The organism is Rhizobium sp. 01T417 (genome assembly GCF_056398905.1).
The window spans coordinates 240,586-267,357 of record NZ_JBFTQH010000005.1 but is presented as its reverse complement, the minus strand read 5'-3'; the positions used below and the strand labels follow the sequence as shown (position 1 = coordinate 267,357).

Here is a 26,772-nt window from a genome sequence, read left to right as displayed (position 1 = left end):
CGACTTTCGAACCTGCATGAAAGAGACTGGAATGTTTGATACCAAAATTGCGATCGTCCTGCGAAACAATCTTGCATCCTGGCAGAAGCTGAACGTCACGGCTTTCCTGATGAGTGGCATTGCCGGCCAGCACCCCGAGATGATCGGCAAGGCCTACAAAGACCGCGCCGGCAATCTCTACAATCCGCTTTCCATCCAGCCGATCATTGTACTGTCGGCAGAGGACGAAACGATGTCGACAATCCACCGCCGCTCGCTCGAGCGCGGCATAACCTCGTCGCTGTTCATCGAGGAGATGTTTGCAACCGGCCACGACGCCGCCAACAGGGCCGTCTTTGCCGAATACGCACCCGACGATGCCAAGGTCGTCGGCATAGCCATCCGGGCCGAAAAGAAGATCGTCGACAAGATCACCAAGGGCGCGACGATGCATCAATAACGAAAACGGCCGGGCGCTGGCCCGGCCGTTTCTCTTGACTGAAGTTTGGATCAGCTCTGCGTGACAGGCGCAATCTGGATTTCGACGCGGCGGTTCTGAGCACGTCCGGCTTCCGTAGCGTTGGAAGCGATCGGCTGCGACGGACCGAAGCCGACAGCGGAAACGCGGCGCGGGTCGATGCCCTGCGTGCCGAGATAATCGGCAACCGACATGGCGCGGCGCTGTGACAGATCCTGGTTGTGCTGCAAGCTGCCGGTCGAGTCGGTGTGGCCGTTGACGTCGATCAGCGTGCGGTTAAACTTGCGCAGGACGATCGCGACAGAATTCAGCGTTGGATAGAAGCCAGACTTCACAGCGTCCTGGTCAACATCGAACGTGATGTTGGACGGCATGTTGAGGATGATGTTGTCGCCGCGGCGGGTCACCGAAATGCCCGTTCCCTGGAGCTGGGCGCGCAGTTCCGATTCCTGCTGGTCCATGTAGTTGCCGATCGCACCGCCTGCGAGCGCACCGACGCCGGCGCCGATCAGCGCGGCATTGCGACGTCCGACCGGCGAGCCGCCGACCGCCAAACCGGCAAGCGCGCCAACGCCGGCACCCAGCAGCGCGCCGCCCGATGTATTCGACATCTTCTGCTCGCCCGTATAGGGGTCGGTCGTGGTGCAAGCACTAAGGTAAGTTGCGGCAACAGTCAGAAGTATGAATTTCTTGATCATGGACGGGCGAATCTCCAATTCGGTGTTGATGCGACCAGTATTAAGGATTGCGGCAACAAGATGAAGCAGACGCTGCAGATGCTCGAAATTGGGCAAAAAGCACAACTACTGCGGACGGCAAGCAACAACAACGGCCAGGCCGCTAAGTCGCCCGTCGGAATCTAAGCGACAGTTCTACTTCAAGACGACCGGTTAGAAGTTCTGGAAGAGTTGGCGAACCGTGTCGTAGCTGGCGTTGGCGATGTTCAGCGACTGCAAGCCAAGCTGCTCTTGGGTTTGTAAGGCACGCAGCAGGCTCGACTGCTCTTCCATATCGGCGTCGATCAGACGGCTGATGCCGCGGGAATAGGAGTCGTCCAGCGACTGCGCGAAGTCGCTCTGGATGCTGATGCGCTTTTCAAGCGCACCGAAGGCCGAGCCAACCGTCGTCATCTGGTTCAGCATCATATCGACGACGGTGATCATCTCCTTCACCTGCGCCTGCGTCGTGCTGCTCGAAACACCGATTTCAACCTGCCCAGCCGTGTTACCAGCGCCTTTGAGCATCACATAGTTCTGCGAGGCACCGGCCTCGGTCGCGAAATACTGGGATGTAAGAGCGCCATATTCACCGGAACCGGTGGTACGGTCGTCAATCAGGTAGCGAGCATCCTTCGAGGTGGTTGCCCCAACGGGCGCGAGATCGACCTCATAGCTCAGCATATCGACCTTCACCGTTCCGTCGGAATAGCGGATGAACGACGACGGGATCTCCCTCGGCTTGGAGGGATCGGCCGAATCGTCGATCGTAACCCAGTTGTCGCCGTTGAACTCCGCCGACTGCGCGACCGACCGGAGCTGATCTTTCAGGTGGGCGATATCGGTGTTGATCTTGTCCTTGTCGACACCAGACTCGGTCGCTGCGACCAGCTTTGCCTTGATCTCGCTGACGAGATCAATTGCGCTGTCGACGGCGTTATAGGCCGTGCCCATCGTCGCAGCCGCCAGGCCGAGAGCGTCGCGAATGGCCGATTGAGCTTTCTGATCAGTTTTCAGGGTCGAACTAATCGCCCAATAGGCGCCGTTGTCGGACGCTCTTTCGACTCTGAGGCCGGTAGACACCTGCCTCTGGGTTTTGGTCATGTCGCGACCGATGTCGCGCAATACATACAGCGCGGCATCCACCGAGGTGCGCCGATAAATGCTCAAGGTACTGTACTCCGAACACAACAATACACTGATACAAACAAACCGTACCGCGAACGATCATTGTCCGGGAGCGCCTGAACGAGGCACCAGGGCGGCCCTCAGAAAACGCTGAAGGACCTTTCGGCTTCTGTCGGAATGATTACCGCTCACACTTAAAAAACGTCTAAAATTTAGAAGAAATTCATCCAATCCTACAACTTTTTATAAGCCATAACTCGCAGGACCTTACCCGCTGAAGGCGCGGTTCATTCTGCCGCCTCCAGCCGACCTGCCTTGGCGGCAGGGCGCGGACGCGATGCGTGCGCCATTTCTTCGTGGAGCCGCTCCTCTTCGTGAGCATGCGGCTTCGCGAAGCGGGCAATCAGCAGGTAAGCGACCGGCGTAATGTAGAGCGTCACCAGTGTCGCAAAGCCAAGCCCTCCAACGATAACCCAGCCAAGCGCAACGCGCGCTTCCGCGCCAGCGCCATGGGCGAAGACCAGCGGAACGCCGCCGAGGATCGTCGCTATCATGGTCATCATCACGGGGCGCAGGCGTAGCGCGCACGCCTTCTCAATCGCCGTGCGCACCTCCTCGCCGCGATCGCGGAGTTGGTTGGCAAATTCAACGATCAGAATACCGTTCTTCGCCATCACGCCCACAAGCAGAACAAGGCCGATCTGGCTGTAGATATTGAGGCTCGACCCGGTAATGATCAGCGCGAAGACGGCGCATGCCAGCCCGAGCGGAACCGTCGACATGATGATAACCGACGACAGCACACTCTCGAACTGCGCGGCCAGAACCAGGAAGATGATGACGATTGCAAAGCCAAAGGTCAGTGCCATGCCGCTTGAGTTCTCCTCCAGCGTCGCCGCCTCGGCAAGTGGCACGAGACGCGCACCGGCAGGCAGGATCGATTTGGAGATCGCGGTTACTTCCTTGACGGCATCTCCGAGCGAAAGACCATTCTTCAGGCCGGCCGTGATCGCTACCGACGCAAGCTGCTGTTCGCGGTTCAATTGCGGCGCGACCGAGCTCTCCGTCAGTGACGCGATTACAGACATCGGCACGATCTTGCCATCGCCCGTCTTCAGGAAGACGTTCTCTAGATCCGTCGGATCGTCGAGTGGTCGGGTGTTCGACGTGAGCAGCACCGGATAGGCTTCGCCCTTGACGAAAACGTCAACGACCGATCGCCCTTCCAGGAGCGACTGCATAGCCGTTGAAAGGCCGGTGATGTCGATCCCGAGATCGGAGGCACGCTCGCGGTCGATCGTCACCGACACCTGGGCCTGGGTCGGTTCGTTGGTCAGTCGCGGCGTATCGTAATGGCCCGTGGCGTCGAGGGCCTGCACCAGTTGAGCAGCCGCAGTCGTCAGAGCCTCGTGATCGTTGCCGACCAAGGCCATCTGCAGTCCGTTGCCGGCGCCGCGGATGCGCAGGCTGTTCGATTGGATCGCATTGCCGCGCAGCGCCGGAACCCTTGCTGCGGCCCGGTTGATATCGGCCACGATCTCCGCCTGTGTGCGATGGCGTTCACCCCACGGCGCCAGCGTCAGCACCATGAAGCCGCTGTTGACCTGTCCGCCCTGTCCCGAGATCGAAAAGACATTGCTGATATCGCCGCTATTGACAAGCGGCTGGAGATATTCCTCCACCCGTTGCATCTTGTCGCGCGTGTATTCGAGACTTGACCCCTGCGGCGTGGTCAGGCGCATCATCACCATCGCGCGGTCTTCGTTCGGCGTCAGCTCGCTTCGAACCGTCTGGAAAGCAAGAACAGCGGCACCGGCAAAAAGCAGCGAAGCGACGATGACCACAAGCGGTGCATTCAGGCAGGCGTGCAGCGACCATCGGTAGGCGTCGGCGAACCACCTTCCGAAACGGCCAAGAAGGCCATGGTCCTCAAGCATCTCCTTCGTCAGTATCCGTGAAGCCAACATCGGACATAGCGTCAGGGCAACGATGGATGAGAGGCCAACCGAGAAAGCCAGCACGAAGCCGAATTCGCGGAACAGACCACCCACCTGCCCCGGCAGGAAGGAAAGCGGAATAAAGACCGCTGCAAGCGTCGCGGTCGTGGCGATGACAGCAAAGAACACTTCGCGCGTGCCGAGCACGGCAGCCGCTCGAGGTCCCATGCCTTCCGAACGGCGGCGAACGATGTTTTCGAGAACGACGATCGCGTCGTCAACGACAAGGCCGGTCGCCAACACGATCGCTAGCAGCGTCAGGATGTTGATCGAGAAGCCGACGAGATAGACCGCTGCCAGGGTTCCGATCAGCGCAACCGGCATGCTGACGGCAGGGATAATCGTCGCACGCCAGTCCCGCAGAAAGAGATAGATGACGCCGGTGACGATGACCGCGGCCAGGATGAGCGCCAGCACCACTTCATGGATCGCGCCCTGGATGAAGACGGCGTCATCGCTGGTGATGGCGATCCGCGTGCCTTCGGGAAGCGTTCTTGAAAGCTCGGCGACGGCGTCCTTGATGCCGTTGGAGATGTTCAGCGTATTCGATTGTGCCTGGCGGATGACGCCGAGGCCGATGCCGGGAACGCCGTTCGAGCGCAGCGCCGTCTGCCCGTCGCGCGGTCCGAGGGTAACATTTGCCACATCGCCGAGACGCACGTGGTTCTGCAGGATGACGTTGGAGAAATCCTCCGGCGTCTGCAAACTTGCCATCGCGCGGACAACGATCGTCTGCGTCGGGCTCTTTAGCGATCCGGCCGGCACGTCGAGAGCAGCGCTTGAAAGCACCTTCGTCAGATCGCCAACGGTCAGCCCGCGACTGGCCAGTTCGCTCTGGTTCACGTCGACGCGGAAGACCTTCTCCTGGTCGCCGTAGGTTTCGACATCGGCAACGCCATCGACCGAGGCAAGCCGGTCGATGACCTGGTTCTCGACGAGAAGCGTCAGATCGTCCATGTTCAGTTTCGACGACGTAACGGCAAGACGCATGATCGGCTGAGAGTCGGAATCCGCCTTGACGATCTGCGGCGCATCCGCCTCTTCGGGAAGACGGTCGGCAATACGGCCGATGGCATCTCGCACGTCGTTTGCCGCTACCGCGAGATCGACGGAGTCAGAGAATTCGAGCGTCACCCGGCTCTGGCCGAACTGAGAACTGGAGGAAATGGATTTGAGGCCGCTGACGCGTGCGGCAGCGCCCTCGATCACCTTCGTCAGTTCCTGGTCGATAGTCTGTGGCGAGGCACCGTCGAAAGTCGTGCGCACCGTCACCACGGGTCGGTCGACATCGGGCAGTTCGCGCACTTCGATCCCGGCATAGGCTGCAAGGCCGGCAACGATCATCAGGGCGTTGAAGACAAGCGCAAGGATCGGGCGCCTGACAAACAGCGCGGTGAAGGTCTGTTTGCCGGAAGCCGGCTTCTCCTGCATCTCGGTCACGGTCATTGCGTGACTGGCTCCGAATTCGACGCCACTTCGCCGGCCACCCGTACCGCGCCACCTTCACGGACACGCTGCAGCCCTTCGGTGACGATTGCATCGCCATCGTCCAGATCGGCCTTGACGAGAATATAGTCGGGATTGCGCTGCACGATGCTGACACGCACCTTGCCGGACTTGCGGTCGACGACCTGCCAGACGAACGCGCCTTGCGAATCCCACTGGACTGAGAGCGGATCGACCGCGGGATACTGGTCGCCGCCAAACCTCATCCCGACATTGAACGACATGCCGGCGCGCAGTTCGTCCGATGCGTTGTCGATCCGGGCCCGCACGCGCATTGTCCGGCTGGCGGCGTCAATGCGGTTGTCGATTGCCTCGACCGCGCCCGAGAATACCCGACCTGGCCGTGCCACCGACGTTGCCTCCACGGGCTGGCCGACCGTGATCGTGTTGGCGAAGCGTTCCGGCACCCAGTAGTCGACCAGGATTTCGGTCCGGTCGTCGAGGGTCGCGACCGGTGTCGTCGTCGAAACGTTGTCGCCGACGTTGACCGGGATGATGCCGACAATGCCATCGATCGGCGCGACAATGCTGCGACGCTCGAGATTGAGTTCGGCGGCCTGCAGTTGAAGGCGTGCGCCTTGCTCGGCGATTTCGGCATCGAAGACATCCATGCGCGACACGCTGGATTTGATGTTGTGGTAGAGGCTGGATTTCTCGACGGCGCTTTTCAGCGCCACATCGGCCTGACCGCGAGCGATGACCTGCTCTTCGCTGTCTAGCTTTGCAAGCACCTGCCCCTTGGTGATCCTGTCGCCCGACTTGATCAGGATCTCGCGAATTGTCCCGCTTGCCTGCGGCATCACCACCACGGAGCGGATGGCGTCGCCCGTGCCGATGGCACTCAGCCGATCATTGACGACACCACGAACGACGGCCTGCGTGGCGACCAGAACGGGCGCGTTTGCTCCGCCGCTGCGACGTCTCGATTGCCCTTCCTCGCTCCCCACCGGCTTCGGTACAGCCTCACCGGGCGCCAGCTTTGAAACCTCTGAAAAGCCGGCCTTCCGTAGCGTCTCGCCAGCCCCTGGCACGAAGAAAACCCATCCAGCAAAGCCGGCCGCAATCACGACAAGGCAAACTATAAACTGCTTCCAAAATGGCATTCACGTCTCCAGAGGGACTCGAGGCTAGTCCAGGGTCTATCGAAAGAGGCGTTCGCAGGACAAATTGCCGCGCGTCTGCGACAATATTGTCTCTTTGCCGATCACCAGCAAGCGAATTGGTCCGGCATTACTGAATTGTAATTCAAGACTGAGTTACTGTCAGGCAACTCTCGACCGCCGCCTGCCGTGTTGTAGAATTTCATCGTCAACGTCAAATGACGGTTTTGTTTTCTGAGTTCTATTGACGATGTTTGCGCGCGACCGAGCCCGCCCTTACAGCGCACTGGGCAATTCCCGGGCAGGCCTGCTCGAATGCACTGCATAAGCTGAGGACAGCGGGTGCGGGGCGGAATGAAAGCAGAACATCTTTTCTGGTCTTTCGATCCCGAATCACTACATTACGCGCCATGAGCAATAGTTTCGACGATATCCCCTTCTTCGATGAAGAGCCGGGCGAGCCGCCGCGCAAGCAGCCGACCCCTGCCGCTCCAGCCGCCGGAGGGCTCGCCGCCCGTGCCATGGCAGCTCGCGATGGCGGCAGGCGCCCCGATTATCTTTCCGGCCTGAACCCTGAACAGACCGAAGCCGTCGAGACACTGGAAGGCCCCGTACTCGTGCTCGCCGGTGCGGGCACCGGCAAGACGCGCGTGTTGACGACGCGCATCGCCCATATCCTGAACACTGGACGCGCTTTCCCCTCGCAGATCCTTGCCGTGACCTTCACCAACAAGGCCGCCCGCGAGATGAAGGAACGTATTGCCGTGCTCGTCGGCGGCGCCGTCGAGGGCATGCCCTGGCTCGGCACCTTTCACTCGATCGGCGTCAAGCTTCTGCGCCGCCATGCCGAACTCGTAAACCTGCGCTCCGACTTCACGATCCTCGACACCGATGATGTCGTCCGGCTGATCAAGCAGCTGATCCAGGCGGAAGGCCTCGATGACAAGCGCTGGCCTGCCAAGCAGTTCGCCGGAATGATCGATGGCTGGAAGAACAAGGGCCTCGGCCCTGGCGACATTCCCGAGGGCGACGCCCGCGCCTTTGCCAACGGCAAGGGCCGCGAACTCTACTTTGCCTATCAGCAACGGCTCTCGACGCTGAACGCCTGCGATTTCGGCGATCTCCTGATGCACCCGATCGCGATCTTCCGGAAAAACCCGGATCTTCTCAAGGAGTATCACGGCCGCTTCCGCTACATCCTTGTCGACGAGTATCAGGACACCAACACAGCCCAGTACATGTGGTTGCGGCTGCTTGCCCAGCGCCCGAAGGGCGAGCCGCAGAACGTCTGCTGCGTCGGCGACGACGACCAGTCGATCTATGGCTGGCGCGGTGCCGAGGTGGACAACATCCTCCGCTTCGAGAAGGACTTCCCGGGCGCCAAGGTCATCAAGCTGGAGCGCAACTATCGTTCGACGGCGCATATCCTTGGCGCCGCCGGCCACCTGATCGCTCACAATGAAGGCCGCCTCGGCAAGACGCTTTTCACCGACCGCAGCGACCCCGATGACATCAAGGTCCAGGTGCACGCATCCTGGGATTCAGAGGTGGAAGCCAGGGAAATCGGCGAGGAGATCGAGCAACTTCAACGCGGCGGCGCCAATGGAAAGCGGCATTTGCTCAACGACATGGCGATCCTCGTGCGCGCCTCATTCCAGATGCGCGAGTTCGAAGACCGCTTCGTGACGCTCGGCCTCAACTACCGAGTCATCGGCGGCCCGCGCTTCTACGAGCGCCTCGAAATCCGCGATGCCATGGCCTACTTCCGCCTCGTCGCCCAGCCTGCCGACGACCTCGCCTTCGAGCGCATCATCAACACCCCGAAGCGCGGTCTTGGCGATACGACGGTGCGCGCCCTCCACGATTATGCCCGCGCCCGCGACATTCCGATGCTGGCCGCAGCCGCCGACATGATCGAAACCGACGAGCTGAAGCCGAAGTCGCGTAAAGCTCTCTTCGACGTCGTCCAATCATTCCGCCGCTGGCAGGAAATGCTGGAAAACACCCAGCACACTGAGCTTGCCGAGCAGATCCTTGAAGAGTCGGGTTACACCGACATGTGGAAGAACGATAAGTCGGCGGACGCGCCGACCCGCCTCGAAAACCTGAAGGAACTCATTCGCTCGATGGAGAGCTTCGAGTCGATGCGTGGTTTCCTCGAGCACGTCGCGCTTGTCATGGACGCCGAGCAGAACGAAAACCTCGACGCCGTCTCGATCATGACGTTGCATTCCGCCAAGGGCCTGGAGTTCGATACCGTCTTCCTGCCGGGCTGGGAGGAAGGCCTGTTCCCGCACCAACGTTCACTGGACGAAAGCGGCCGCGCCGGCCTCGAGGAAGAACGCCGCCTTGCCTATGTCGGCATCACCCGCGCCAAGCGCCGCTGCCACATCTGGTTCGTCTCCAACCGGCGCATCCACGGTCTCTGGCAGTCGACCATCCCTTCGCGGTTCCTCGACGAACTGCCGGAAATGCATGTCGAGGTGGCGGAAGCCGAGCAGAGCTACGGCGGCTATGGTCGCGGTGGCTACGGCCAGTCCCGTTTCGACAAGGCTGACCCCTTCGCCAACTCCTATTCGACGCCCGGCTGGAAGCGTGCCCAGCAGAACAAGACGGACGCCACCCGCGACAACTGGGGCACACGTTCTGGCCACGCCGTCGAACGCATCGGCTACGGCGAAAGCGGCCCGCGCAGCCGCACCATCGATGGCGAACTCGTGGCGAAATCAACCGCCGCCGAGCCCTCGAAATTCAAGACCGGCGATCGCGTCTTCCACCTCAAATTCGGCAACGGCAACATCGTGGAGATCGAGGGCAACAAGCTGACGATCGAGTTCGACCGGGCAGGCCAGAAGCGCGTCTTGGATGGGTTTGTGGAGAGGGTTTCCTAAAGCGGAACCGCCAACTCACTGACCTCAGATAATGTACCAACAACTGCAGCAAACGACAGCGCGGCTTGCCTCACCCTTTCGTGACTTCGTTTACTGCCCCGCGTCCCGCATACTGAACTCCCGCGCGCATCGATCGCGGGAGAGAAGGAGGACGCAGATGAAACGTTATTCGCTGCCTCTGATCGTAGCCTCGCTCATGATTGCGGTGTTGAGCAGTCCGACCGTCGCATTTGCCTGCAGCAAGATCATCCTAGGGACCTGATCCCGCAGGTACACGAACGACTACCGACAAGCGAGGAAGTCCGAATTCATGGAGCGGGCGTGGCGCCCGCTCACCCCAGGATCGGCATCGATCCCAACCCCAGTATGTCGTTGAGCAATGCGAGCCCGATCCCGGCGGCGACGACCGCGATTCCGATCAGGAACAGGCGCCTCGCCCGATCGTACTTGGCCGCAATCAGCGAGTCCCTGGCCAGCAGATCGGCAAAGACCTTGACCTGCAAGGCAATCCCTACCGTCAGCAGCAACATCGGCAGGATATCGATCCGGCTCCAGTCGTTCGGATTCGAAGCCCAACGGCTCATGAAACTCAGGGAAAAACCGAGAATGATGCCGGCTGCCGTCAGTGACCCGTTGCGAAAGGTCGCATCGATCTTCTCATCAGGATCGGGCTCGGTCGTTGGCTTTCGCTTCAGGTCATCCTCTGCAGCCATCAGGCACAGCCTTCCGCGGCAAATGTCGCACCGCGCTCTTCAAGCAGGCGCCGCAACACGCTTCGATGGCAGCGGCTCTCGGTCTCGCAGTAGCATCCGATTGAAAAATGACTGGCATGCGAAAGCGTGGCGAGCAGGTCTAGCACATGGCTCGCCTCCGGCCCTTTCATTTCCTTCGTGAAGCTGCGGACGAAGGCCGCCCACTCGGCGTCAGTCGTCGCGGCCTTCGCTTCCGTCACAAGGGGCTGGCTCGGCGAAAGCACCGGCAGCCAGACGTCATAGTAGTTGCGGCTGGAAAATTCTTCCTTCGGCACGCCCCGTGGCGGTCGGCGGACGGTACCGATCCGCACCCCCTCGCCTTCTGCCCGCGGCGAACCCAATTGCACGACCCTGATTGCCACGACGCCCTCCATCGACCTGCCGCGATATTTACCGCAAGGGCCGCCGCCTCACCAGCCTCCAGAGGAATGATCCGTCACCAGATCCCAGGCACCAGGCGCCATTGGACCTGGCTGCGGTACTCGGCATAGCCGACCAGATTGCCCACCAAATACCTCTCCTCATCTAGGAGGCGGGCGACCAGACCACCAATGACGGGAGCCAACACAAGCAGACCCCAATAGGAAGCCAGCGCCAAGGGCACGCCAAAAAACATCGCCAGCGCCGCGGCATACATCGGATGGCGCACCACGCCGTAGAGGCCGGTCGAAATCACCCGCTGCCCCGCCGTCACGCCGACTGTCGCCGCGGCAAACGAATTCTGCCGGAGCACGAAGAAGCAGCCGATAAAGCCGACCGCGATCAATGCATTGCCGAGAAGCACGATCGAGGCCGGAACGACCGACCAGCCGAACCTGTGGTCGAGCGCCGAAACGACGAAAAGCGCAAGGATCGCGATGCTGTTAAAGGACTGTATGCGCTTCTGCGATGGCTCGCGTTCCGCCGCCGGTCCGACACTCATGCGTTTCCGGACCAGTTCCGGGTCGCGCTTGACGAAATAGGCCGTGAGGACTGCGCACCACCCGCAGAAATGCACGAGAAACACCCAGCCTTGCCAGTAAGACAGGGATCCCGCCGCTAGGAAAATCATGACCAGCATGACGAGACAGAATTTGGCCGTCGCGACTGTCGCCTGTCGCCCGAGACTCTGAACGCTACTCACCATCATCACTCACTCGCACTGTCGCGGGCACAAGGTCTCCTATCTCTAGATTGGCCTGACTGAGCGCGCGTCAATGGCATGAATCGCACGAGGATCGGGAAACCGATCTTCGCCGCATCAAGTGAAGGTTTACGAATCATGCTTAAAAGCCGACGAACAACGCTGCGCCTCCACACATGCGACAACAAACCGAAAGTCTCATCATGAGCGACTCCGATATCTTCGACCTGTCACCGATCGCGATGTGGATCGAGGATTTCAGCGGGGTCAAGGCGCAATTCGATCGCTGGCGCGCTGAGGGCGTCGAAGACATCCGAGCTTACCTTAGAGAAGACACAACGCGCGTCGCCGCCTGCTCACAGCTTATCCGCGTGCTGCGCGTCAACCGAAAGACACTCGAACTCTTCGGGGCTAATGATCTCGACCACCTGGTCGCCAATCTCGGCCTGGTGTTTCGCGACGAGATGCTCGAAAGCCACGTCAACGAATTGGCAGAACTCTGGGATGGCAAGACCGAATTCACCAGCAGCGCGGTCAACTATACGCTGTCCGGCCGCAGGCTCGATATCCAGCTCCGTGGTTCGGTGCTGCCGGGCCATGAGCAGTCGCTTGCGCAGATAATGCTGACAACGGAAGATGTCACCGCACGTGAGGAAGCGCGCCGCAAGGAGCGCGAAAATCGCCGCTACGCCGAAGGCATCTTCGAGCATTCCCCGGTCTCGCTCTGGGTCGAGGATTTCAGCCAGATCAAACTGCTGCTTGAGAATGTCCGCGATCGCGGCATCGACGATTTCAGGGTTTTCACCGATGTCCATCCCGAGTTCGTGCGTCAGTGCATGAGCGAGATCCGGGTGATCGACGTCAACCAGGCAACCCTCGACCTGTTCTGCGCACCCGACCGGCATACGCTTCTGCAGCGCATTGGCGATGTCTTCCGCGACGACATGGAAAAACACTTCCGCGAACAGCTGATCGAGCTTTGGAACGGCCGGCTCTTTCATCAGCGCGAAGTGATCAACTACGCCCTCGACGGCTCCGAGCGCTACGTCCTTCTGCAATTCTCCGTCCTTCCCGGCCACGAAGGCGACTGGGCACTTGTGCAGGTAGCCCTCACCGACATCACAGCGCGCAAGAAGGCCGAAGCTTACCTCGAATATCTCGGCAAGCACGACGTCCTGACCAAGCTTCACAATCGCGCCTTCTACGTGGACGAGTTGAACAGGCTCGAACGCAAGTCGCTGCGGCCGGTCTCGGCTGTCGTCATCGATCTCAACGGCCTGAAGGAGGCCAATGACCAACTGGGGCACGATGCCGGCGATGCGCTGCTGCGCCGTCTCGGCGAAGTTCTGAATGGCGCCGCCACACAGCCAAACCATGCTGCCCGCATCGGCGGCGACGAGTTTGCGGTGCTGATGCCCGGCGCCGACAAGCAGGCTGTCGCCGCAATGGTCGAGACCATCGGCGAGCTGCTGAAGATCAACAATCAGTTCTACTCCAATGCTCCGCTCAGCATATCGCTCGGTGTCGCGACAAGCGAGCCGGGGGAAACGATGGAAGCCATGGTGCGGCGTGCCGACATTGCGATGTACGCGCAGAAACGCGCCTATCACGCCAGCCGCAAGACAGAAGGACAAGGCAGCGTCGCGGCGAATGAAAAGTCCGCTTCGGCGGCCTGACCATTTCCCCGGCGCAGGAAATCTCTCCACGGTCTTGGAACGCCGGCGCAAGAACCGGCCGCGTCAGCACATGTTCGCAGGGGCGAACCACCCGCCGCAACGCACAATAAAAATCGTTTGAATACTACCAATTTGGTTTCAAATGGATATATGAGCCTTGTGGCTTGCTGCATGCCTCCTCCCAAGCGCCTTGCCGAGCCACCGCCGGCCCGCCGTTTCGACGGCTCCAAGAGAAAATTTCCGGCGCAACAAGAACAAGAGGTACAAGACTGTGGCTGGTATCATCACCAACAGTGCCGCGACGACGCGCCCGGCATCGGCTTCCCCGGCAGCGAGCTATCAATTTGCCCTCGTGGCCCTGACATCGTTGTTTTTCATGTGGGGTTTCATCACCTGCCTGAACGACATTCTCATTCCGCACCTGAAGAACGTCTTCCAGCTGAATTACACGCAATCGATGCTGATCCAGCTCTGCTTCTTCGGCGCATACTTCATCGTCTCCCTGCCCGCCGGCGCGCTCGTCAAGCGCATCACCTACAAGTGGGGGATCGTGACGGGCCTGATCATTTCCGCCATCGGTTGCGCGCTCTTCATTCCGGCCGCAAGCTACCGTGTCTATGCACTCTTCCTCGGCGCCCTCTTCGTGCTGGCAACTGGGATCACAGTGCTACAGGTCGCGGCAAACCCGTATGTCACGGTCCTCGGTCCACCCGACACCGCCGCAAGCCGCCTGACCTTGACACAGGCCTTCAACTCCCTCGGCACGACACTTGCCCCGATGTTCGGCGCAGTCCTGATCCTGTCTGCGACAGCGGCCGCCGTTGCGGGCACCACTCCGGAACAACTCGACGCCGTCAGGCTTGCCGAAGCGAGCGCTGTGAAGTTCCCCTATATGCTGCTGGCTGTCGCCTTCCTGTTACTCGCCGCGCTCTTTGCAGCCCTCAAGCTCCCCCAGGTTGAAGGTGCGGAAGATATTGAGCCGATCACCGGCGGCGGCTCGGCCTGGCAGTATCGCCATCTCGTGCTCGGCGCAATCGGCATCTTCCTCTATGTCGGCGCGGAGGTCAGCATCGGCAGCTTCCTGGTCAACTTCATGAGCCAGCCGGATATAGCAGGCTTTTCGGAAGCCGAGGCCGCCCATCATGTATCCTACTTCTGGGGCGGCGCGATGATCGGCCGGTTCATTGGTGCTGTCGTGATGCGCTACGTCGATGACGGCAAGGCCTTGGCCTTCAATGCAGCCGCGGTCATCCTGTTGCTGTTACTCACCGTCTTCTCGGGCGGTCACGTCGCCATGTGGTCGGTCCTCGCAATCGGCCTCTTCAACTCGATCATGTTCCCAACGATCTTCAGTCTCGCACTGTACGGCCTTGGAAAATACACGAGCCAAGGCTCTGGAATCCTTTGCCTGGCAATCGTCGGCGGCGCCTTGCTGCCGCTTTTGCAAGGCGCCCTTGCTGACACGATCGGCATACATCTCGCCTTCCTGATGCCGGTTCTGTGCTATGCTTACATTGCCTTTTATGGGCTGAAGGGGCACCGGCCGACCTGACCATTTCAAGGCCCGCTTCGCCGCCCATGCGGCGAAGCGTTTCGGCGCTTGCGCCGTCCCTCGGCCCTTGGCATGTTGCAGTGCAAATCGAGGGAGTCGCACCGATGAAAGCCTTGCTTCTAGTCGATATTCAGAATGGCTTTTGCCCGGGCGGCAACCTGCCGGTGCCGGATGGCGACCAAGTGGTTCCCATCGCAAACCGCCTGATCGAGAGCGGCAAGTATGACCTGATCGTCGCCTCCCAGGACTGGCATCCTGCCGGCCATGGAAGCTTTGCCTCATCTCATCCCGGCAAGCAGCCGTTCGAATTAGGGACGCTCTCCGGCAAGCCGCAGATGATGTGGCCGGACCATTGCGTTCAAGGAACGGTGGACGCTGAACTGCATCCCGATCTCAAGACGGGCGAGATCGATCTCATCCTCCAGAAAGGCGAGAATCGTGGTGTCGACAGCTACTCGGCATTCCGCGACAACGATCAGGACGCCCTCACCGGGCTCGCCGACTTTCTCGAGGGGCAGGATGTCACGGAACTCGACGTTTGCGGTCTCGCAACCGACTATTGTGTGAAGTTCTCCGTCCTCGATGCGACCGAAATGATGCCCGGAGTGCGGGTTCGCTTTGTCGAAGATGCCAGCCGTGGGATCACACCCGAAGGTGTTGCGACCGCGGTCAAGGAAATGCGCGAGCACGGCATCGACATCGTCACCAGCCGACAAATTTTGGAAGGCTGATCACTCCGTCGCAGTCCGCTGCAACTCATAGACGTCCTCGGAAAAGTCATCCATGCGTCTGGCAAGCGCGACTTGCGCATCCTCGAGCCCCTTCTTGTAGTAAGCGGCGCCAACTTCCTTCGCGAAAAACTCGAGAACAAACTCCGCTTTCAGGAGGCCGATCGGTTGGTCCAACTCACTATCGAAATAGTGCTGGATCCGCGCAATGAGTTCGGCCTTTTCCTCTTTCGAAAGTTCGATCCGGGTCATCTTTGTTCCTCGAACGGCAATCAGTCGCGTGTGCATCGTTCAGCGAAATCGATCGGTCAATCAAGGAAATTTGCTTGCGGCGGATACCGCCCGTCCCTAGACGGGGGACAAAATTCCAGAAGGATTATCGCCGATGAGTCGCGCTGATTTTTTCGACGGCTTGCGCGGTGGCTCAGCCATTGCGATGGCCTCGGCCCCGTTTGGGGCATTGTTTGGAGCGCTCGCAGTCGATAACGGCATGTCGCTCGCGGAAGTGACCTTCATGAGCGCCACGGTCTATGCCGGCGCGAGCCAGATGGTCGGCCTCGAACTGTTCGGCCATAACGTCCAGGCGTGGCTGATCGTCGCCTCCATCCTGGCCGTCAACTTTCGCCATGTCCTCTATTCGGCGGCCATCGCCCCTTACATCAAGCATTTTTCGCCGCTCCAGAAATTCTTCACCTTTTTCCTGCTGGTCGATCCGCAGTTTGCCGAAACGCTGAAGCGCGGCGAAGCCGGCAAGCCGGTCACCTTTGTCTGGTACCTCGGCTTCGGCATCATCATCTACATCCCCTGGGTCCTGGTGAGCCTGCTCGGCGGGCTGCTCGGCAACTACATCGGCGACCCGAAGTTGATCGGTCTCGACATCCTGCTGCCGGCCTACTTCCTCGGCATCGTCCTGGATTTCCGCCATCGCGACAACTTTCTGCCGGTCGCCGCCGTCAGTGCGGTCGCCTCTGTTGTCGCCTATCACTATGTCGGCTCACCTTGGCACGTCAGCCTGGGTGCCGCAGCGGGAATCATCCTTGCCGCCCTGTTCCCACCGCCGCCCCACGAACAGGAACTCGAATCCGATCTGCACGAGGTATGACGATGGCCTTCGATCTTCATATGGCACTCGTGATCGTCGCTGCGGCGGTTGCAACCTACGCAACCCGCATCGGCGGCTATATCCTCATCACCACGATGAAGCGCATTCCGCCACGCATGGAGGCCGCACTTGCTGCGGTCCCAGCCGCAGTCTTGACGACGCTTGTCGCGCCGGCCTTCTTCATCGGGGGCTGGGATTCGAAGCTGGCCCTGCTCGTCGCACTCGTCGTTGGCCTGCGGGCCTCGCACACCTGGATGCTGATCGTCGCGTGGCTCTTCGTTCTGGGCTGGCGTCACACGATCGGCATGTGACGCCATCGGCGGCGAGCAAGGCCGCCTGGCTCAGTATTCCAGCGGCAAGGTCGAGTTCTCCAGCCACGCCTTGACGTCGTGGTCGTGGATCAGCGGCATCAGCGCCTCCCGCGTGCGCTCATGATAATTGTTGAGCCAATGCAACTCGTCATGGTTCAGAAGCTCTGGAATGACGAGGCTGCGATCGATCGGGCAGAAGGTCAGCGTCTCGAACCCGAGCATTGGCGTGTCGCCGCCATCGATTGCCTCTGCCTCGCGGACGTAGATCAGGTTCTCGATGCGGATGCCGAAAGCGCCGGGACGGTAGTAGCCGGGCTCGTTCGAGAGGATCATCCCCGGCAGTAATTCCTGCGTTGATAACCTGGCGATGCGTTGCGGACCTTCATGCACCGAAAGGTAGGACCCGACACCGTGGCCGGTGCCATGGGCGAAATCGGCCCCCGCCCGCCAGAGCGCGATGCGGGCCAGCGGATCGAGATCGCAGCCGCGGGTGCCTTTCGGAAAACGCGCGGTGCTGATCTGGATCATGCCCTTCAGCACCAGCGTGAAGAAGCGCTTGTGCTCCTCGGTGACCGAACCGATCCCGACGGTGCGGGTAATGTCCGTCGTGCCGTTGATGTACTGGGCGCCGGAGTCGATCAGGAAAAGCTCCCCGGCTTCCAGCTTGCGGTTCGTTTCCGTCGTGACGCGATAGTGCATGATCGCCGCGTGCTCGCCGGCACCGGAAATCGTATCGAACGAAATGTCCTTCAGCGGGTTCTGCATGCTCTGCCCGACACGGGCGCGCGCTGCTTCGAGCTTCTCCGCCACGTCGATTTCCGTCACGGTCCCGGGCTTGACTTGCGACAGCCAGTAGAGAAACTCGACCATCGCTGCGCCATCCTGCAGATGCGCGGCCGCGGAACCGTTAATCTCAACGTTGTTCTTCACCGCTCGCGGAAGCTTTGCGGGATCATTCCCTTCCACGACTTCGCCACCTCCCTTGCGAATGATCTCCGCCAGGGCATACGAGGTGAGGTCAGGATCCACGAAGACGCGACCACCATCCTTTGCAACAGCTGACAGTTTCTTTTCGAGCTCCGACGGCGGAAGCTGCATGCACATCTGAGCGAGATAGGCTTCGGGTTCGATACCGGTCTTGCGCTTGTCGAGGAAGAGGTCCGCCTTGCCATCGGCATAGATGATCGCCCGCGCCAGCGGGTGCGGCGTGTGCGGGACATCGGCACCGCGGATATTGAAGATCCAGGCGACCGAAGACGGATCCGCGATCAGCGCCGCCTTGAGGTTCTTCTTTGCAAGATCGGCCGCGACCGTTGCGATCTTGTCGGTTGCGAGCACGCCCGCCTGGACGATGTTCTGGATTGTCACCTGCCCCAACGGCTCCTGCGGCCGGTCGCTCCAGAGTTTGTCCAGAGGATTGTGAGGCAGGACAACGAGCGAACCGCCAATTTCGGCAAGCGCCTTTTCAAGTCGCCGCACCTCCGCCCCGGAGTGCAGCCAGGGATCAATGCCAAGACGCAAGCCCTTGGAGCCATTCTTTGCAAGCCAGGCATGAGGCGGCTCGTTCACAAGGTCCCCACCGGTGAAGAGCGCGTTGTCGACTTGCTCGGCAAGTTGCGTCACGTAGCGCCCGTCCACGTAGACAATCGCCTCCGAACGCGTCACCAGCGCGACCCCCGCCGAGCCCGTGAAACCCGTCAGCCACGACAAGCGTTCCGAGCAAGCTGGCACGTATTCGCCGTTGAACTCGTCGGCGCGCGGCACCAGAAAGGCGTCGATGCCAAGCGCATCAAAGCTTGCGCGCAGGGCCGAAACGCGATCGCGGCCGAATTGTGGCGTCGAGGTGACTTCGAAAGACTGGAACATGCTCAATAACCCGTTTTTTTGGACGATCCCCTCAGCGAAGAGATTCGGCTATGGTATCGGAATTTCAGGAGAATACGAGAAATTGCGACGCGATACCTGAGTGAGAGCCGCGCAATAATTCGGCGGAAATGAGGCGCCGATTCACAAACTGGCACGCTTTATGCGTTCTCTGCATGGCTCCCATGAAGGAAACCCTCTCCCTCAGCTTTTCTAAATCGCTATATAGGCGCCATCAGACGGGTTCGAGACGAACCTGAAACGAAACAAAAGGAATTTGGATATGACTGCCCCTCTGTCGCGCTTCGCTTACAGCAGCCCGGTGCAGGCTGGCGAGCGCCAGACTGTGCGTCACATCATCGGCTCGCGCCGTCCGCCGCATGAGGACACCCTCAAGCTGCTCGGCGCCGGCCACAGGGTTACGCGCCATCAGGTCGCAACCAGCTACACGTTCTGAGCAACTCGCCGCTCCCTTCTCCTCCTCCCTCACGGGATCGGCGATCAGAACAGTAGAAGCCCGCTCGAGCGCTCCTCCTCCTTCGAGCTCGCGGGCACTGACCGGGAAACTGGTCTCAAGGCGGTGCCATTGGCACCGCCTTTTCTTTTGCCTTCATCTCAAGGGCGGTCGAGATGGATCGTCACCCAACCGTTTCGCCAGATCGTGCGGACATGCCGCAGGTGCGCACCATTATAGGCGGCAAGCACCTTCCAGCGTTGCGCGGCCAGAATGCCGGAGAGGATGACCGACCCTCCCGGCGCCAGGTGGTTGACGAGCTGCGGCGCCATCTTGATCAGCGGTCGCGCGAGGATGTTGGCGATGATGAGATCGAAGGGACCATGTGTGGAAAAGGCCGTCGAGTGAAAACCCGGCGCTGTCGCCGTCGAGATACCGGACGCAATCCCGTTGCTTCTGATGTTCTCGGCCGCGACCCGAGTTGCGACCGGGTCGATATCGGTGGCGAGAACGGGAATGTTACGCAGCTTCCTCACGGCAATCGCCAGAACGCCGCTACCGGTTCCGAGGTCGAGCGCATTCCGCACGGAGCGGGAACGAAGAACGCGATCGATCGTCTCCAGGCAGCCAGCCGTCGTACCGTGGTGACCCGTACCGAACGCCTGGCCCGCATCGATCTCGATCGCAATGTCCCCGGGCCGTACCTTGTCGCGGTCGTGCGAGCCATGGACGAGGAACCGCCCTGCCCGAACCGGCTTCAGGCCCTCGAGTGACTTGGCGACCCAATCGACGTCAGGGATCACCTCGCGTTCGACCTTGGCGTCGGGAAAGCTCGTCTTCAGCGCGTCTTCGACACGCGCGCGAACCTGCGCCTCGTCTTCACGCATCATGTAGACGGAGGCTTCCCAAATGTCCTTCTTCTCGTCGATTTCAGTCGTCGCGATCGCGAAGTCTTCTTCGCCGAAGACCTCGGACAGCAGGTCCAGAATCTCACCGGCCTGCACTTCGGTCGTCGTCACATAAAGGCGTATTTCACTCACAATCACTCTTTCATTTATGGGGCGCCATCGATCCAGGGCGGCGACTGCGTATCATATCCGGAAACACCGTGAAGCAATTTTTGTCGGAATGCAGGTATCCGCAAAAGAACCGGTACGGCAAGATTGCGGATCGCGATTGCCATCGGATGTGTCATTGTGATTAGCGATGTCAATTGATGGGTCTGCTTCAGCACCGTCGTCACAGCAGGCATCCTGAGCACCGCATACTCCTGCTCCCGCCTCTCCGAGATCAGCCAGGCCAACCAGCATGCGTCTTCGATGCCAAGGTTCATCCCCCGCGCCCCGGCAGGCGAATGAATGTGCGCAGCATCCCCGGCAAGGAAAACGTTGCCCCTCGCCATTACCTCGGCACGACGAAAGTGAATGCGAAAATCGGACGCCCAGACCCGCTCAGCAATGGGCGCGGGATGCTCGATGCGGCTCTCGAAATCGGGGAGCGTCGAAATGTAGCGCAGCACGTCACGCGTCACAGGCAAGCGCCCGATCATGCCAGGATCGAACAGGCTGATCTCGGCAAAGCTGGGATCGACCGGTCCGGCGTAGCGAAAATCCGCCAGGTAAAAGCTGCTCTCCAGCACCTGCCCGGGGAAACCGATGCCGAGGGCTTCTCGCACCGTTGAATGGGACCCGTCGGCCGCGATCACGATATCGAAATCCGCGGTTTCGACCGAACCATCCAGCTTCCTTAGCGTCACCTTCGGTTTCGAAAGATCGCCGGAAACCGCCTCCACGACGGTTTGCCACTCCGGAGCAATCTCGTAGTCGGAAAGCTTGCCGAGCAGCAGCCGCTCGGTATGCCCTTGCGCCAGCGCATGGATGGCACTGTAGGGACCGGGAACCTCCGTGGTGTCGATGTCGGCAAGGACCTTGCCTTTGGCGGCGATCCGGAAGTGCTGTATCTGCTGCGCTTCCTGCAGGATCGTGTCCGTGACACGCGAAGGTGAAAGCAGCGTCAGCGTTCTGGCATTGATGCCGAGAGCACGGCTTTCCGTTAGGGGCACCGGTCCGGCGTCGCTATCGACGATGCGCGGGAGGTGGCCGCGGCGGGCGAGTTCAAGAGCAGCAGTCAGACCAGTAGCACCGGCTCCGGCGATCAAGATGCTGCGATGCCCTGACGCCATGCCGTCATCCCTTGCTGACGAGGTTCTCCAGTTTCTTTACAGCCGTATCGGGATTTTCGCCATAGGCGATGGTACCGGAGAACCGCCCTTCCGAATCGAGCAGGAAGACAGAAGCCGTGTGATCCATCGTGTAATCGCCGTTCGGATTGCTTTCGTCCACCGGAACCTTCTTGGCGTAGACGCGGTAGCCCTTGATGACATCGGCAATCTTGTCGGGCGCGCCTGATATGCCGACGATGCGCTTGGACACGTTGGAAACGTATTCGTTCATCACCTCAGGCGTGTCGCGCTCCGGATCGACGGTCACGAAATAGGCCTGCAGCTTCTTGCCATCCGGATCGACCTTCTCCAGCCAACCGTTCATCTCAAAGAGCGTTGTCGGGCAGACCTCCGGGCAATGGGTGAAGCCAAAGAAGAGCGCCGTCGGCTTGCCCCGGAAGGCCTGCTCGGTGATCGGCTTGCCGTCCTGGGCAACGAGCGTGAACGGCACGCCGAACGGCCCCTCGGAAACGGCCTCCTTCGTCTTGGTGACATTAAGCGTCAGCCAGCCGAGAATTCCGGCCATCAGCAGCACCGCAACCCAGACCGCAATGCGGACAGTCTTCATCGATCAAACCTCAAAGATCGGGATTATTCCCGTTTATCGGGTGATATCGCCTCCTGCTTCGGGGCGCAATTCAACAACACGTTTCCCAGTGGCGACCGATTGCCCCACCAGCACACGGAAAAGGCGAAATCGGTTTCACAAAAACCAAAATCTTCAACCACTTAGCAGATGAAACAAAGACGGTTGCAATCTTTGAGGGTTAGCAAATACTTAAAAATACATATCTATATTTAGGAATGGATAGAACGTTCTACGTTCTCGTGACATGAGGTCCACCCGGCATTTCAATCCCCGGCTATCCGCGTGAGCGCAAGATGCACACCGCGTCTCATCGCGGAGGGGGATGATCATCAATGACTGATATGAAAGTGCGCAAGAGCCTCTCTGTAGGCCAACGGCTGGGGACACTTGCCGGCGCGGCGTTCATTGGCTTCGGCTCGATGCTTGCAGTTGGCTGGTATCAAAATTCGAGCGCCGACGCGGCTTTGAGACATGCCAACGAAATCCAGGCCAGCGTCGACCAGATTAACGAGATGCGCGCCGCAAACCTCACCCTCATTCTTGCCGCCATGGACACCATCGTCGACCGTGGCGATCGCGCCGTGATGCCCGAACGCCTGAAGCTGATGAACGAGGCGATCGGCGAGCTGCAGAACAGCTCCAAGGAGATGCACCGCCTGGGCGAAGAGCTGAACGCCGGAAACCTGTTGTCCACCTATGATGCAGACGTGGCGTCTCTGGGGAAAAATGTCGTCGGAGACTTGAAATCTGCTGTCGAAGCCGGGGCGCCGGACAGTGAATTTGACAAGCTGGACGACGCCATCGACGGTGGCGGCGACAAGGTGGGCGCGACACTGGACAAGCTCGCCCACGAAGGCGGCGAATTGGCCAAAGCGCGGATCGACGAGGCAAACGCAATCTCGGAGCGGGCGATACTGATCCAGCTGGGACTTGGCATCGTCGCCATCCTGACAATGGGCACCCTGCAATACATTCATGGCGGTTCCATCCGTCGCGGTATCGAGGGTGTGCGAAAAAGCATGCAGGGCATCATGCGCGGCGATCTCAATAGCCTTGTCCCCGCCACTGACCGGGGCGATGAGATCGGCGACATGGCACGCGCAGCGGAGAGCTTCCGGCTTGCCGCAATCGAGAAGCAGGAGTTGCAGGCGCGTAGCGACAGCGAACGCCAGCAGAGCGACGCCGAGCGCCGCAGCCGTGAAGCAGCGAAGCTTGCGGACGCCGAAGCGCTCAACGATGCAGTCCATGCGTTGGGCGACGGCCTTACGCGCCTCGCGGGCGGAGACGTGACAGTCACCATCAATCAGCCGTTCACGGCAGAGCTTGAGCGCTTGCGCACCGACTTCAATCACACCACGGCGACGCTCCGCCAGACAATGGCCGGGATCGCCCGAAACGGGACTTCCATCCAGGCAAACAGCCAGCAGATGCGCTCGGCAGCAGACGACCTCGCCAAGCGTACGGAACAACAGGCGGCCTCGCTGGAGGAAACCTCCGCGGCGCTCGACCAGATCACCGCAACGGTTCGCAACGCCACCAACCGTGCCGAGGAAGTCGGCCACATGGTTGCCCACACCCGGCAGAATACCGCGAAATCAGATGTGGTCGTGACCGATGCCATGGCTGCGATGGAGCGAATCGCGACCGCCTCGCGCGAGATCGGAACAATCATCAACGTCATCGATGAGATCGCCTTCCAAACCAACCTCCTCGCCCTCAACGCGGGCGTCGAAGCTGCTCGCGCCGGCGAAGCCGGCAAGGGCTTTGCTGTCGTAGCACAGGAAGTACGCGAACTCGCCGGCCGCGCGGCCGGTGCCGCCAAGGATATCAAGGCCTTGATCGGAAAATCCGGCGCCGAGGTAAAGGCCGGCGGCGAACTCGTAACGGCGGCCGGCGAAGCCCTGCGCCAGATCGGCGAAGATGTTTTGCGCATCGACGAGCATGTTAAATCAATCGTAACCTCTGCACGCGAACAATCTACCGGACTGAACGAAATCAATACGGCCATCAGCCAGATGGACCAGGTCACGCAGAAAAACGCGGCCATGGTGGAAGAAACGAACGCAGCTAGTCACGCGCTCGCCACCGATGCCGACAGCCTGATCCACCTGATCCAGACGTTCAAGATCGGCGAAGGCATGAATGCCCGTTCCACGCCGCGGGAAGCCACCGCAGTCTCGCATCCGAAACCATCTCCCGCACGAAGCCTTATCGGCAAGGTCGCGGGCGCATTCAGCGGCGGCGCAACCGCCAGAGCCATGGCCGTACCGGCCGGAGACAACTGGGAAGAATTCTGATCATGAACAATACCGTCATCAACCAGACCGGATCGCATCTCGAGATCGTCTCCTTCCATCTCGGCGAGCAGGAGTTCTGCATCGACATCATGGCGATCCGCGAAATCCGCGGCTGGGCGCCCGTAACGCCAATGCCGCACACACCGCCCTACGTCCTCGGCCTCATCAATCTTCGTGGTGCGGTAATTCCGGTCATCGACATGGCCTGCCGCCTCGGCATGAAGATGACCGAGCCGTCGGAGCGCTCCGCCATTATCGTCACCGACATTGCCGGCAAGCTCGTCGGCCTGCTGGTCGAGCAGGTCTCCGACATGATGACCATCAAGAGCGAAGACCTGCAGCCGGCACCGGAGATCATCCCGGAAGCCCAGCGCGCCTTCTGCCGCGGCATCGTCGCCCTGGAAAAGACCATGGTCTGCTTCCTAAACCTCGACACCGTAATCGCCGACGAATTGGCACAGGCTGCTTGACGCGACCAGCCAGCATAACCGCCAAGAGATTTTCGAACCGCTCGCATCGAACCGTTGCGAGCGGTTTTTTCTGTACGGTCATTGTTAGGGCCGCATTGCAGGCTATCTCCTCATCGCATCGTCCGACGTCGCTTCGAGTGAACGAAGTGCGCGAACGGGCGTTCGAATGGTTGTCAGAAGAACAACGGGGTACGCAGAATGCGCGAGGCGAAAACCCGTCACACCGGAGGATGCGGCTGCGGTGCGGTCCGATACAGAATTGACGAGGCGCCGCTGGCGAGCGGCATCTGCCACTGTCAGACATGCCGAAAGGTCGCTTCGGCTCCTACGCTTCCGTTCGTCACCTTTCCCGTGCGAACGCTGGTATACGAACAGGGAGCCCCTCGGGCATTTGCCTCCTCGAGAGGCGTTGTCAGGACATTTTGTGGCTCATGCGGTTCTCCGATCGGCTATCAGAACGATGCCGACCCAGACCTGATCGACATCATGACAGTCAGCCTCGACGACCCGGATGAGTATCATCCGACCTTTCACGTCTGGACGTCTGAAAAGGTGTCCTGGGATGTCATCTGCGACGAGCTGCCGGCACATCCCAAGAGCCGCGCCTAGCGCGACGAGGCGTGTTGCTATTGCGGCTTGCCGTTCTTCCACGTGACATTCTGGCCGTATAGCGGGATGGTTGAAATCGCCATCTTCGCCGAGCCATCAGTCAGTTCGCGGGAGTGGGCGAGATAGACCAGCGTGTCGTTCTTCTTGTCGTAGATCCGGTTGACGACCAGCTTCTTCCAGATAAGCGACATGCCCGTCTTGAACACCTCGTCGCCGCCCTCCGACAGATTGATGTCGCCAATCTCGATCGGCCCCGTCTGCCGGCAGGAGATGGAGTTGTTCGAGGGGTCTTCGAACCAGTTGCCGTTCTTCACGCGATCGATAACGCTGCGGTCGAAATAAGTGACGTGGCAAGTCACGCCCTTCACCTGCGGGTCGGCCACCGCATCGATGATGATGTCGTTGCCAATCCAGTCGACCCCGACCTTGCCGACGACGTCGGCTGAGGCAGCGCCGGCGCTAAGGCCGATGAGTGAAGCAGCGGCAAGCGCGATGTAACTCTTTCTGGACATGACGGTTCCCTGATTGCATCCGCATCTTAGGTAAGCGCGCCTGATGCCTTTACAAGGAAGTGTTCACGCCTTCCTGCAGGTGCAGGCCTCATACCCGGTCGACGTCAGCCTGCCAGGCTTCATGCCTATCAGAGCGGGAATGGCGTTCACTGCAGCCGCCCCGACAGCCTTTGCCATCGCGATCGCGGCATGCGCGCAGACGGCGGCGTCCTCGGCGGCATTGTGATGCGCAAAACGCAGGCCGAGATGCTCGGCGATCATGTTGAGCCGGTGCGAGAGGAAATGCGGCCAGATCCGCTGGGCCATCTTCAGGCTACAGAGATACGTCAGCTCCGGATAGGACTGCCGATAGAGATCGAGGCTCGCGCGCCAGACGCTGAAATCGAACGCTGCATTGTGCGCAATCATGGTCGCACCTCGGAAATCGTCGTGGAATTCGTCCATCACTTCCGGAAACGCCGGCGCGTCCTCGACATGCTCAGGCCGGATGCCGTGAATGGCGATGTTCATACCGGAGAACCGCATCTCCTTCGGCCGGATCAGACGCTCCTCGACGCGGGTAACCTTGCCGTCCTCAATCCATGCCAGTCCCACCGAACAGGCGCTGCCGCGTTGTTCGTTGGCGGTTTCGAAATCAATGGCGATGGTTTTCAACGAGATTTCCGATTCGATAGCATGGATCTGGCATAACCTCCCCACCCTCTCCGCGCAAATCCGG

25 protein-coding genes are annotated in these 26,772 nt (G+C 60.3%); 11 read left to right on the top strand and 14 right to left on the bottom strand.

The window, feature by feature from the left end:
- Positions 1-31 precede the first annotated feature (31 nt).
- Positions 32-439, top strand: coding sequence for a DUF2000 family protein (locus AC1DPR_RS08300; RefSeq protein ID WP_018858363.1), 408 nt, complete (start codon positions 32-34; stop codon positions 437-439).
- A gap of 50 nt (positions 440-489) precedes the next feature.
- On the opposite strand, the gene AC1DPR_RS08295 is transcribed toward AC1DPR_RS08300, so the two are convergent.
- The 4 genes from AC1DPR_RS08295 to AC1DPR_RS08280 all read right to left on the bottom strand — a co-directional run bounded on the left by AC1DPR_RS08295 (position 490) and on the right by AC1DPR_RS08280 (position 6,907).
- Positions 490-1,155: a YiaD family glycine zipper/OmpA-like lipoprotein gene (locus AC1DPR_RS08295; protein ID WP_018858362.1), complete on the bottom strand. Its 666-nt coding sequence runs from the start codon at positions 1,153-1,155 to the stop codon at positions 490-492.
- Positions 1,156-1,347: 192 nt separating this feature from the next.
- Positions 1,348-2,343, bottom strand: a complete 996-nt coding sequence (locus AC1DPR_RS08290) for a flagellin N-terminal helical domain-containing protein (protein WP_018858360.1) — start codon at positions 2,341-2,343, stop codon at positions 1,348-1,350.
- A 245-nt stretch (positions 2,344-2,588) separates the two neighbouring features.
- On the bottom strand, positions 2,589-5,744 hold the full coding sequence (locus AC1DPR_RS08285) for an efflux RND transporter permease subunit (protein ID WP_113471815.1): 3,156 nt from the start codon (positions 5,742-5,744) through the stop codon (positions 2,589-2,591).
- Entirely contained in the window at positions 5,741-6,907 is a 1,167-nt protein-coding gene (locus AC1DPR_RS08280; RefSeq protein WP_018858358.1) for an efflux RND transporter periplasmic adaptor subunit, read from the bottom strand. Before AC1DPR_RS08280 ends, AC1DPR_RS08285 begins: the two co-directional genes overlap by 4 nt.
- 407 nt (positions 6,908-7,314) lie before the next feature.
- On the opposite strand from AC1DPR_RS08280, the gene AC1DPR_RS08275 reads away from it, so the two are divergent.
- Positions 7,315-9,795 carry a UvrD-helicase domain-containing protein gene (locus AC1DPR_RS08275; RefSeq protein WP_113471816.1) on the top strand — a complete coding sequence of 827 codons (2,481 nt, stop codon included), beginning with the start codon at positions 7,315-7,317 and terminating at the stop codon, positions 9,793-9,795.
- A 332-nt stretch (positions 9,796-10,127) separates the two neighbouring features.
- Here AC1DPR_RS08275 and AC1DPR_RS08270 read toward each other — a convergent pair whose 3' ends face one another.
- From AC1DPR_RS08270 to AC1DPR_RS08260, 3 genes are all read right to left on the bottom strand, one after another.
- A complete protein-coding gene (locus tag AC1DPR_RS08270) occupies positions 10,128-10,508 on the bottom strand; it encodes a hypothetical protein (RefSeq protein WP_113471817.1) in 381 nt (126 codons plus the stop codon).
- Positions 10,508-10,909, bottom strand: a complete 402-nt coding sequence (locus tag AC1DPR_RS08265) for a DUF488 family protein, N3 subclade (protein WP_113471825.1) — start codon at positions 10,907-10,909, stop codon at positions 10,508-10,510. The genes AC1DPR_RS08270 and AC1DPR_RS08265 overlap by 1 nt, the downstream gene beginning before the upstream one ends.
- Before the next feature lie 74 nt (positions 10,910-10,983).
- The gene (locus AC1DPR_RS08260) at positions 10,984-11,676 is read right to left on the bottom strand and encodes a methyltransferase family protein (RefSeq protein WP_018858353.1); all 693 of its coding nucleotides are present in this window, start codon (positions 11,674-11,676) and stop codon (positions 10,984-10,986) included.
- 197 nt (positions 11,677-11,873) lie between these two features.
- Between AC1DPR_RS08260 and AC1DPR_RS08255 the strand changes: the two genes are divergently transcribed.
- From AC1DPR_RS08255 to pncA, 3 genes are all read left to right on the top strand, one after another.
- On the top strand, positions 11,874-13,346 hold the full coding sequence (locus tag AC1DPR_RS08255) for a sensor domain-containing diguanylate cyclase (RefSeq protein ID WP_113471818.1): 1,473 nt from the start codon (positions 11,874-11,876) through the stop codon (positions 13,344-13,346).
- A 280-nt stretch (positions 13,347-13,626) separates the two neighbouring features.
- Positions 13,627-14,898 carry a sugar MFS transporter gene (locus AC1DPR_RS08250; RefSeq protein WP_477816078.1) on the top strand — a complete coding sequence of 424 codons (1,272 nt, stop codon included), beginning with the start codon at positions 13,627-13,629 and terminating at the stop codon, positions 14,896-14,898.
- Between the two features lie 104 nt (positions 14,899-15,002).
- Positions 15,003-15,629 (top strand): bifunctional nicotinamidase/pyrazinamidase, encoded by a 627-nt coding sequence (gene pncA, locus AC1DPR_RS08245; protein WP_018858350.1) that lies wholly within the window; start codon positions 15,003-15,005, stop codon positions 15,627-15,629.
- Here pncA and AC1DPR_RS08240 read toward each other — a convergent pair whose 3' ends face one another.
- On the bottom strand, positions 15,630-15,878 hold the full coding sequence (locus AC1DPR_RS08240) for a DUF2164 domain-containing protein (RefSeq protein WP_113471819.1): 249 nt from the start codon (positions 15,876-15,878) through the stop codon (positions 15,630-15,632).
- A 133-nt stretch (positions 15,879-16,011) separates the two neighbouring features.
- On the opposite strand from AC1DPR_RS08240, the gene AC1DPR_RS08235 reads away from it, so the two are divergent.
- Together AC1DPR_RS08235 and AC1DPR_RS08230 are read left to right on the top strand one after the other, a co-directional pair.
- Complete coding sequence (locus tag AC1DPR_RS08235; protein WP_018858348.1) at positions 16,012-16,728, top strand: AzlC family ABC transporter permease; 717 nt, start codon at positions 16,012-16,014, stop codon at positions 16,726-16,728.
- Positions 16,729-16,730: 2 nt separating this feature from the next.
- Positions 16,731-17,039: an AzlD domain-containing protein gene (locus AC1DPR_RS08230; RefSeq protein WP_025659392.1), complete on the top strand. Its 309-nt coding sequence runs from the start codon at positions 16,731-16,733 to the stop codon at positions 17,037-17,039.
- Positions 17,040-17,069: 30 nt separating this feature from the next.
- Here AC1DPR_RS08230 and AC1DPR_RS08225 read toward each other — a convergent pair whose 3' ends face one another.
- The gene (locus AC1DPR_RS08225; protein WP_018858346.1) at positions 17,070-18,905 is read right to left on the bottom strand and encodes an aminopeptidase P family protein; all 1,836 of its coding nucleotides are present in this window, start codon (positions 18,903-18,905) and stop codon (positions 17,070-17,072) included.
- Positions 18,906-19,185: 280 nt separating this feature from the next.
- On the opposite strand from AC1DPR_RS08225, the gene AC1DPR_RS08220 reads away from it, so the two are divergent.
- Positions 19,186-19,359 carry a hypothetical protein gene (locus AC1DPR_RS08220; protein WP_018858345.1) on the top strand — a complete coding sequence of 58 codons (174 nt, stop codon included), beginning with the start codon at positions 19,186-19,188 and terminating at the stop codon, positions 19,357-19,359.
- Between the two features lie 158 nt (positions 19,360-19,517).
- On the opposite strand, the gene AC1DPR_RS08215 is transcribed toward AC1DPR_RS08220, so the two are convergent.
- Genes AC1DPR_RS08215 through AC1DPR_RS08205 form a run of 3 tightly spaced genes read right to left on the bottom strand, consistent with a single transcriptional unit; the run spans position 19,518 to position 22,145 of the window.
- A complete protein-coding gene (locus AC1DPR_RS08215) occupies positions 19,518-20,396 on the bottom strand; it encodes a 50S ribosomal protein L11 methyltransferase (RefSeq protein WP_026371944.1) in 879 nt (292 codons plus the stop codon).
- 14 nt (positions 20,397-20,410) lie between these two features.
- Positions 20,411-21,538: an FAD-dependent oxidoreductase gene (locus tag AC1DPR_RS08210; RefSeq protein ID WP_018858343.1), complete on the bottom strand. Its 1,128-nt coding sequence runs from the start codon at positions 21,536-21,538 to the stop codon at positions 20,411-20,413.
- A gap of 4 nt (positions 21,539-21,542) precedes the next feature.
- Complete coding sequence (locus AC1DPR_RS08205) at positions 21,543-22,145, bottom strand: SCO family protein (RefSeq protein ID WP_018858342.1); 603 nt, start codon at positions 22,143-22,145, stop codon at positions 21,543-21,545.
- Positions 22,146-22,498: 353 nt separating this feature from the next.
- On the opposite strand from AC1DPR_RS08205, the gene AC1DPR_RS08200 reads away from it, so the two are divergent.
- The 3 genes from AC1DPR_RS08200 to AC1DPR_RS08190 all read left to right on the top strand — a co-directional run bounded on the left by AC1DPR_RS08200 (position 22,499) and on the right by AC1DPR_RS08190 (position 25,542).
- Positions 22,499-24,463 carry a methyl-accepting chemotaxis protein gene (locus AC1DPR_RS08200; RefSeq protein ID WP_026371943.1) on the top strand — a complete coding sequence of 655 codons (1,965 nt, stop codon included), beginning with the start codon at positions 22,499-22,501 and terminating at the stop codon, positions 24,461-24,463.
- A gap of 2 nt (positions 24,464-24,465) precedes the next feature.
- A complete protein-coding gene (locus AC1DPR_RS08195) occupies positions 24,466-24,933 on the top strand; it encodes a chemotaxis protein CheW (protein WP_018858340.1) in 468 nt (155 codons plus the stop codon).
- Between the two features lie 198 nt (positions 24,934-25,131).
- On the top strand, positions 25,132-25,542 hold the full coding sequence (locus tag AC1DPR_RS08190) for a GFA family protein (protein WP_018858339.1): 411 nt from the start codon (positions 25,132-25,134) through the stop codon (positions 25,540-25,542).
- 17 nt (positions 25,543-25,559) lie between these two features.
- Here the strand turns inward: AC1DPR_RS08190 and AC1DPR_RS08185 are convergent, their stop codons facing one another.
- Together AC1DPR_RS08185 and AC1DPR_RS08180 are read right to left on the bottom strand one after the other, a co-directional pair.
- A complete protein-coding gene (locus AC1DPR_RS08185; protein WP_018858338.1) occupies positions 25,560-26,054 on the bottom strand; it encodes a CreA family protein in 495 nt (164 codons plus the stop codon).
- 63 nt (positions 26,055-26,117) lie between these two features.
- Positions 26,118-26,708 (bottom strand): 3'-5' exonuclease, encoded by a 591-nt coding sequence (locus tag AC1DPR_RS08180; protein WP_018858337.1) that lies wholly within the window; start codon positions 26,706-26,708, stop codon positions 26,118-26,120.
- Positions 26,709-26,772: the final 64 nt, after the last annotated feature.

Bases quoted from the DNA above. Each gene is read 5' to 3' on its own strand.
- AC1DPR_RS08300 (WP_018858363.1), top strand. From the start codon at position 32: ATGTTTGATACCAAAATTGCGATCGTCCTGCGAAACAATCTTGCATCC.
- AC1DPR_RS08295 (WP_018858362.1), bottom strand. From the start codon at position 1,155: ATGATCAAGAAATTCATACTTCTGACTGTTGCCGCAACTTACCTTAGT.
- AC1DPR_RS08285 (WP_113471815.1), bottom strand. From the start codon at position 5,744: ATGACCGTGACCGAGATGCAGGAGAAGCCGGCTTCCGGCAAACAGACC.
- AC1DPR_RS08280 (WP_018858358.1), bottom strand. From the start codon at position 6,907: ATGCCATTTTGGAAGCAGTTTATAGTTTGCCTTGTCGTGATTGCGGCC.
- AC1DPR_RS08275 (WP_113471816.1), top strand. From the start codon at position 7,315: ATGAGCAATAGTTTCGACGATATCCCCTTCTTCGATGAAGAGCCGGGC.
- AC1DPR_RS08270 (WP_113471817.1), bottom strand. From the start codon at position 10,508: ATGGCTGCAGAGGATGACCTGAAGCGAAAGCCAACGACCGAGCCCGAT.
- AC1DPR_RS08260 (WP_018858353.1), bottom strand. From the start codon at position 11,676: ATGATGGTGAGTAGCGTTCAGAGTCTCGGGCGACAGGCGACAGTCGCG.
- AC1DPR_RS08255 (WP_113471818.1), top strand. From the start codon at position 11,874: ATGAGCGACTCCGATATCTTCGACCTGTCACCGATCGCGATGTGGATC.
- pncA (WP_018858350.1), top strand. From the start codon at position 15,003: ATGAAAGCCTTGCTTCTAGTCGATATTCAGAATGGCTTTTGCCCGGGC.
- AC1DPR_RS08240 (WP_113471819.1), bottom strand. From the start codon at position 15,878: ATGACCCGGATCGAACTTTCGAAAGAGGAAAAGGCCGAACTCATTGCG.
- AC1DPR_RS08235 (WP_018858348.1), top strand. From the start codon at position 16,012: ATGAGTCGCGCTGATTTTTTCGACGGCTTGCGCGGTGGCTCAGCCATT.
- AC1DPR_RS08230 (WP_025659392.1), top strand. From the start codon at position 16,731: ATGGCCTTCGATCTTCATATGGCACTCGTGATCGTCGCTGCGGCGGTT.
- AC1DPR_RS08225 (WP_018858346.1), bottom strand. From the start codon at position 18,905: ATGTTCCAGTCTTTCGAAGTCACCTCGACGCCACAATTCGGCCGCGAT.
- AC1DPR_RS08220 (WP_018858345.1), top strand. From the start codon at position 19,186: ATGACTGCCCCTCTGTCGCGCTTCGCTTACAGCAGCCCGGTGCAGGCT.
- AC1DPR_RS08210 (WP_018858343.1), bottom strand. From the start codon at position 21,538: ATGGCGTCAGGGCATCGCAGCATCTTGATCGCCGGAGCCGGTGCTACT.
- AC1DPR_RS08205 (WP_018858342.1), bottom strand. From the start codon at position 22,145: ATGAAGACTGTCCGCATTGCGGTCTGGGTTGCGGTGCTGCTGATGGCC.
- AC1DPR_RS08200 (WP_026371943.1), top strand. From the start codon at position 22,499: ATGACTGATATGAAAGTGCGCAAGAGCCTCTCTGTAGGCCAACGGCTG.
- AC1DPR_RS08195 (WP_018858340.1), top strand. From the start codon at position 24,466: ATGAACAATACCGTCATCAACCAGACCGGATCGCATCTCGAGATCGTC.
- AC1DPR_RS08190 (WP_018858339.1), top strand. From the start codon at position 25,132: ATGCGCGAGGCGAAAACCCGTCACACCGGAGGATGCGGCTGCGGTGCG.
- AC1DPR_RS08185 (WP_018858338.1), bottom strand. From the start codon at position 26,054: ATGTCCAGAAAGAGTTACATCGCGCTTGCCGCTGCTTCACTCATCGGC.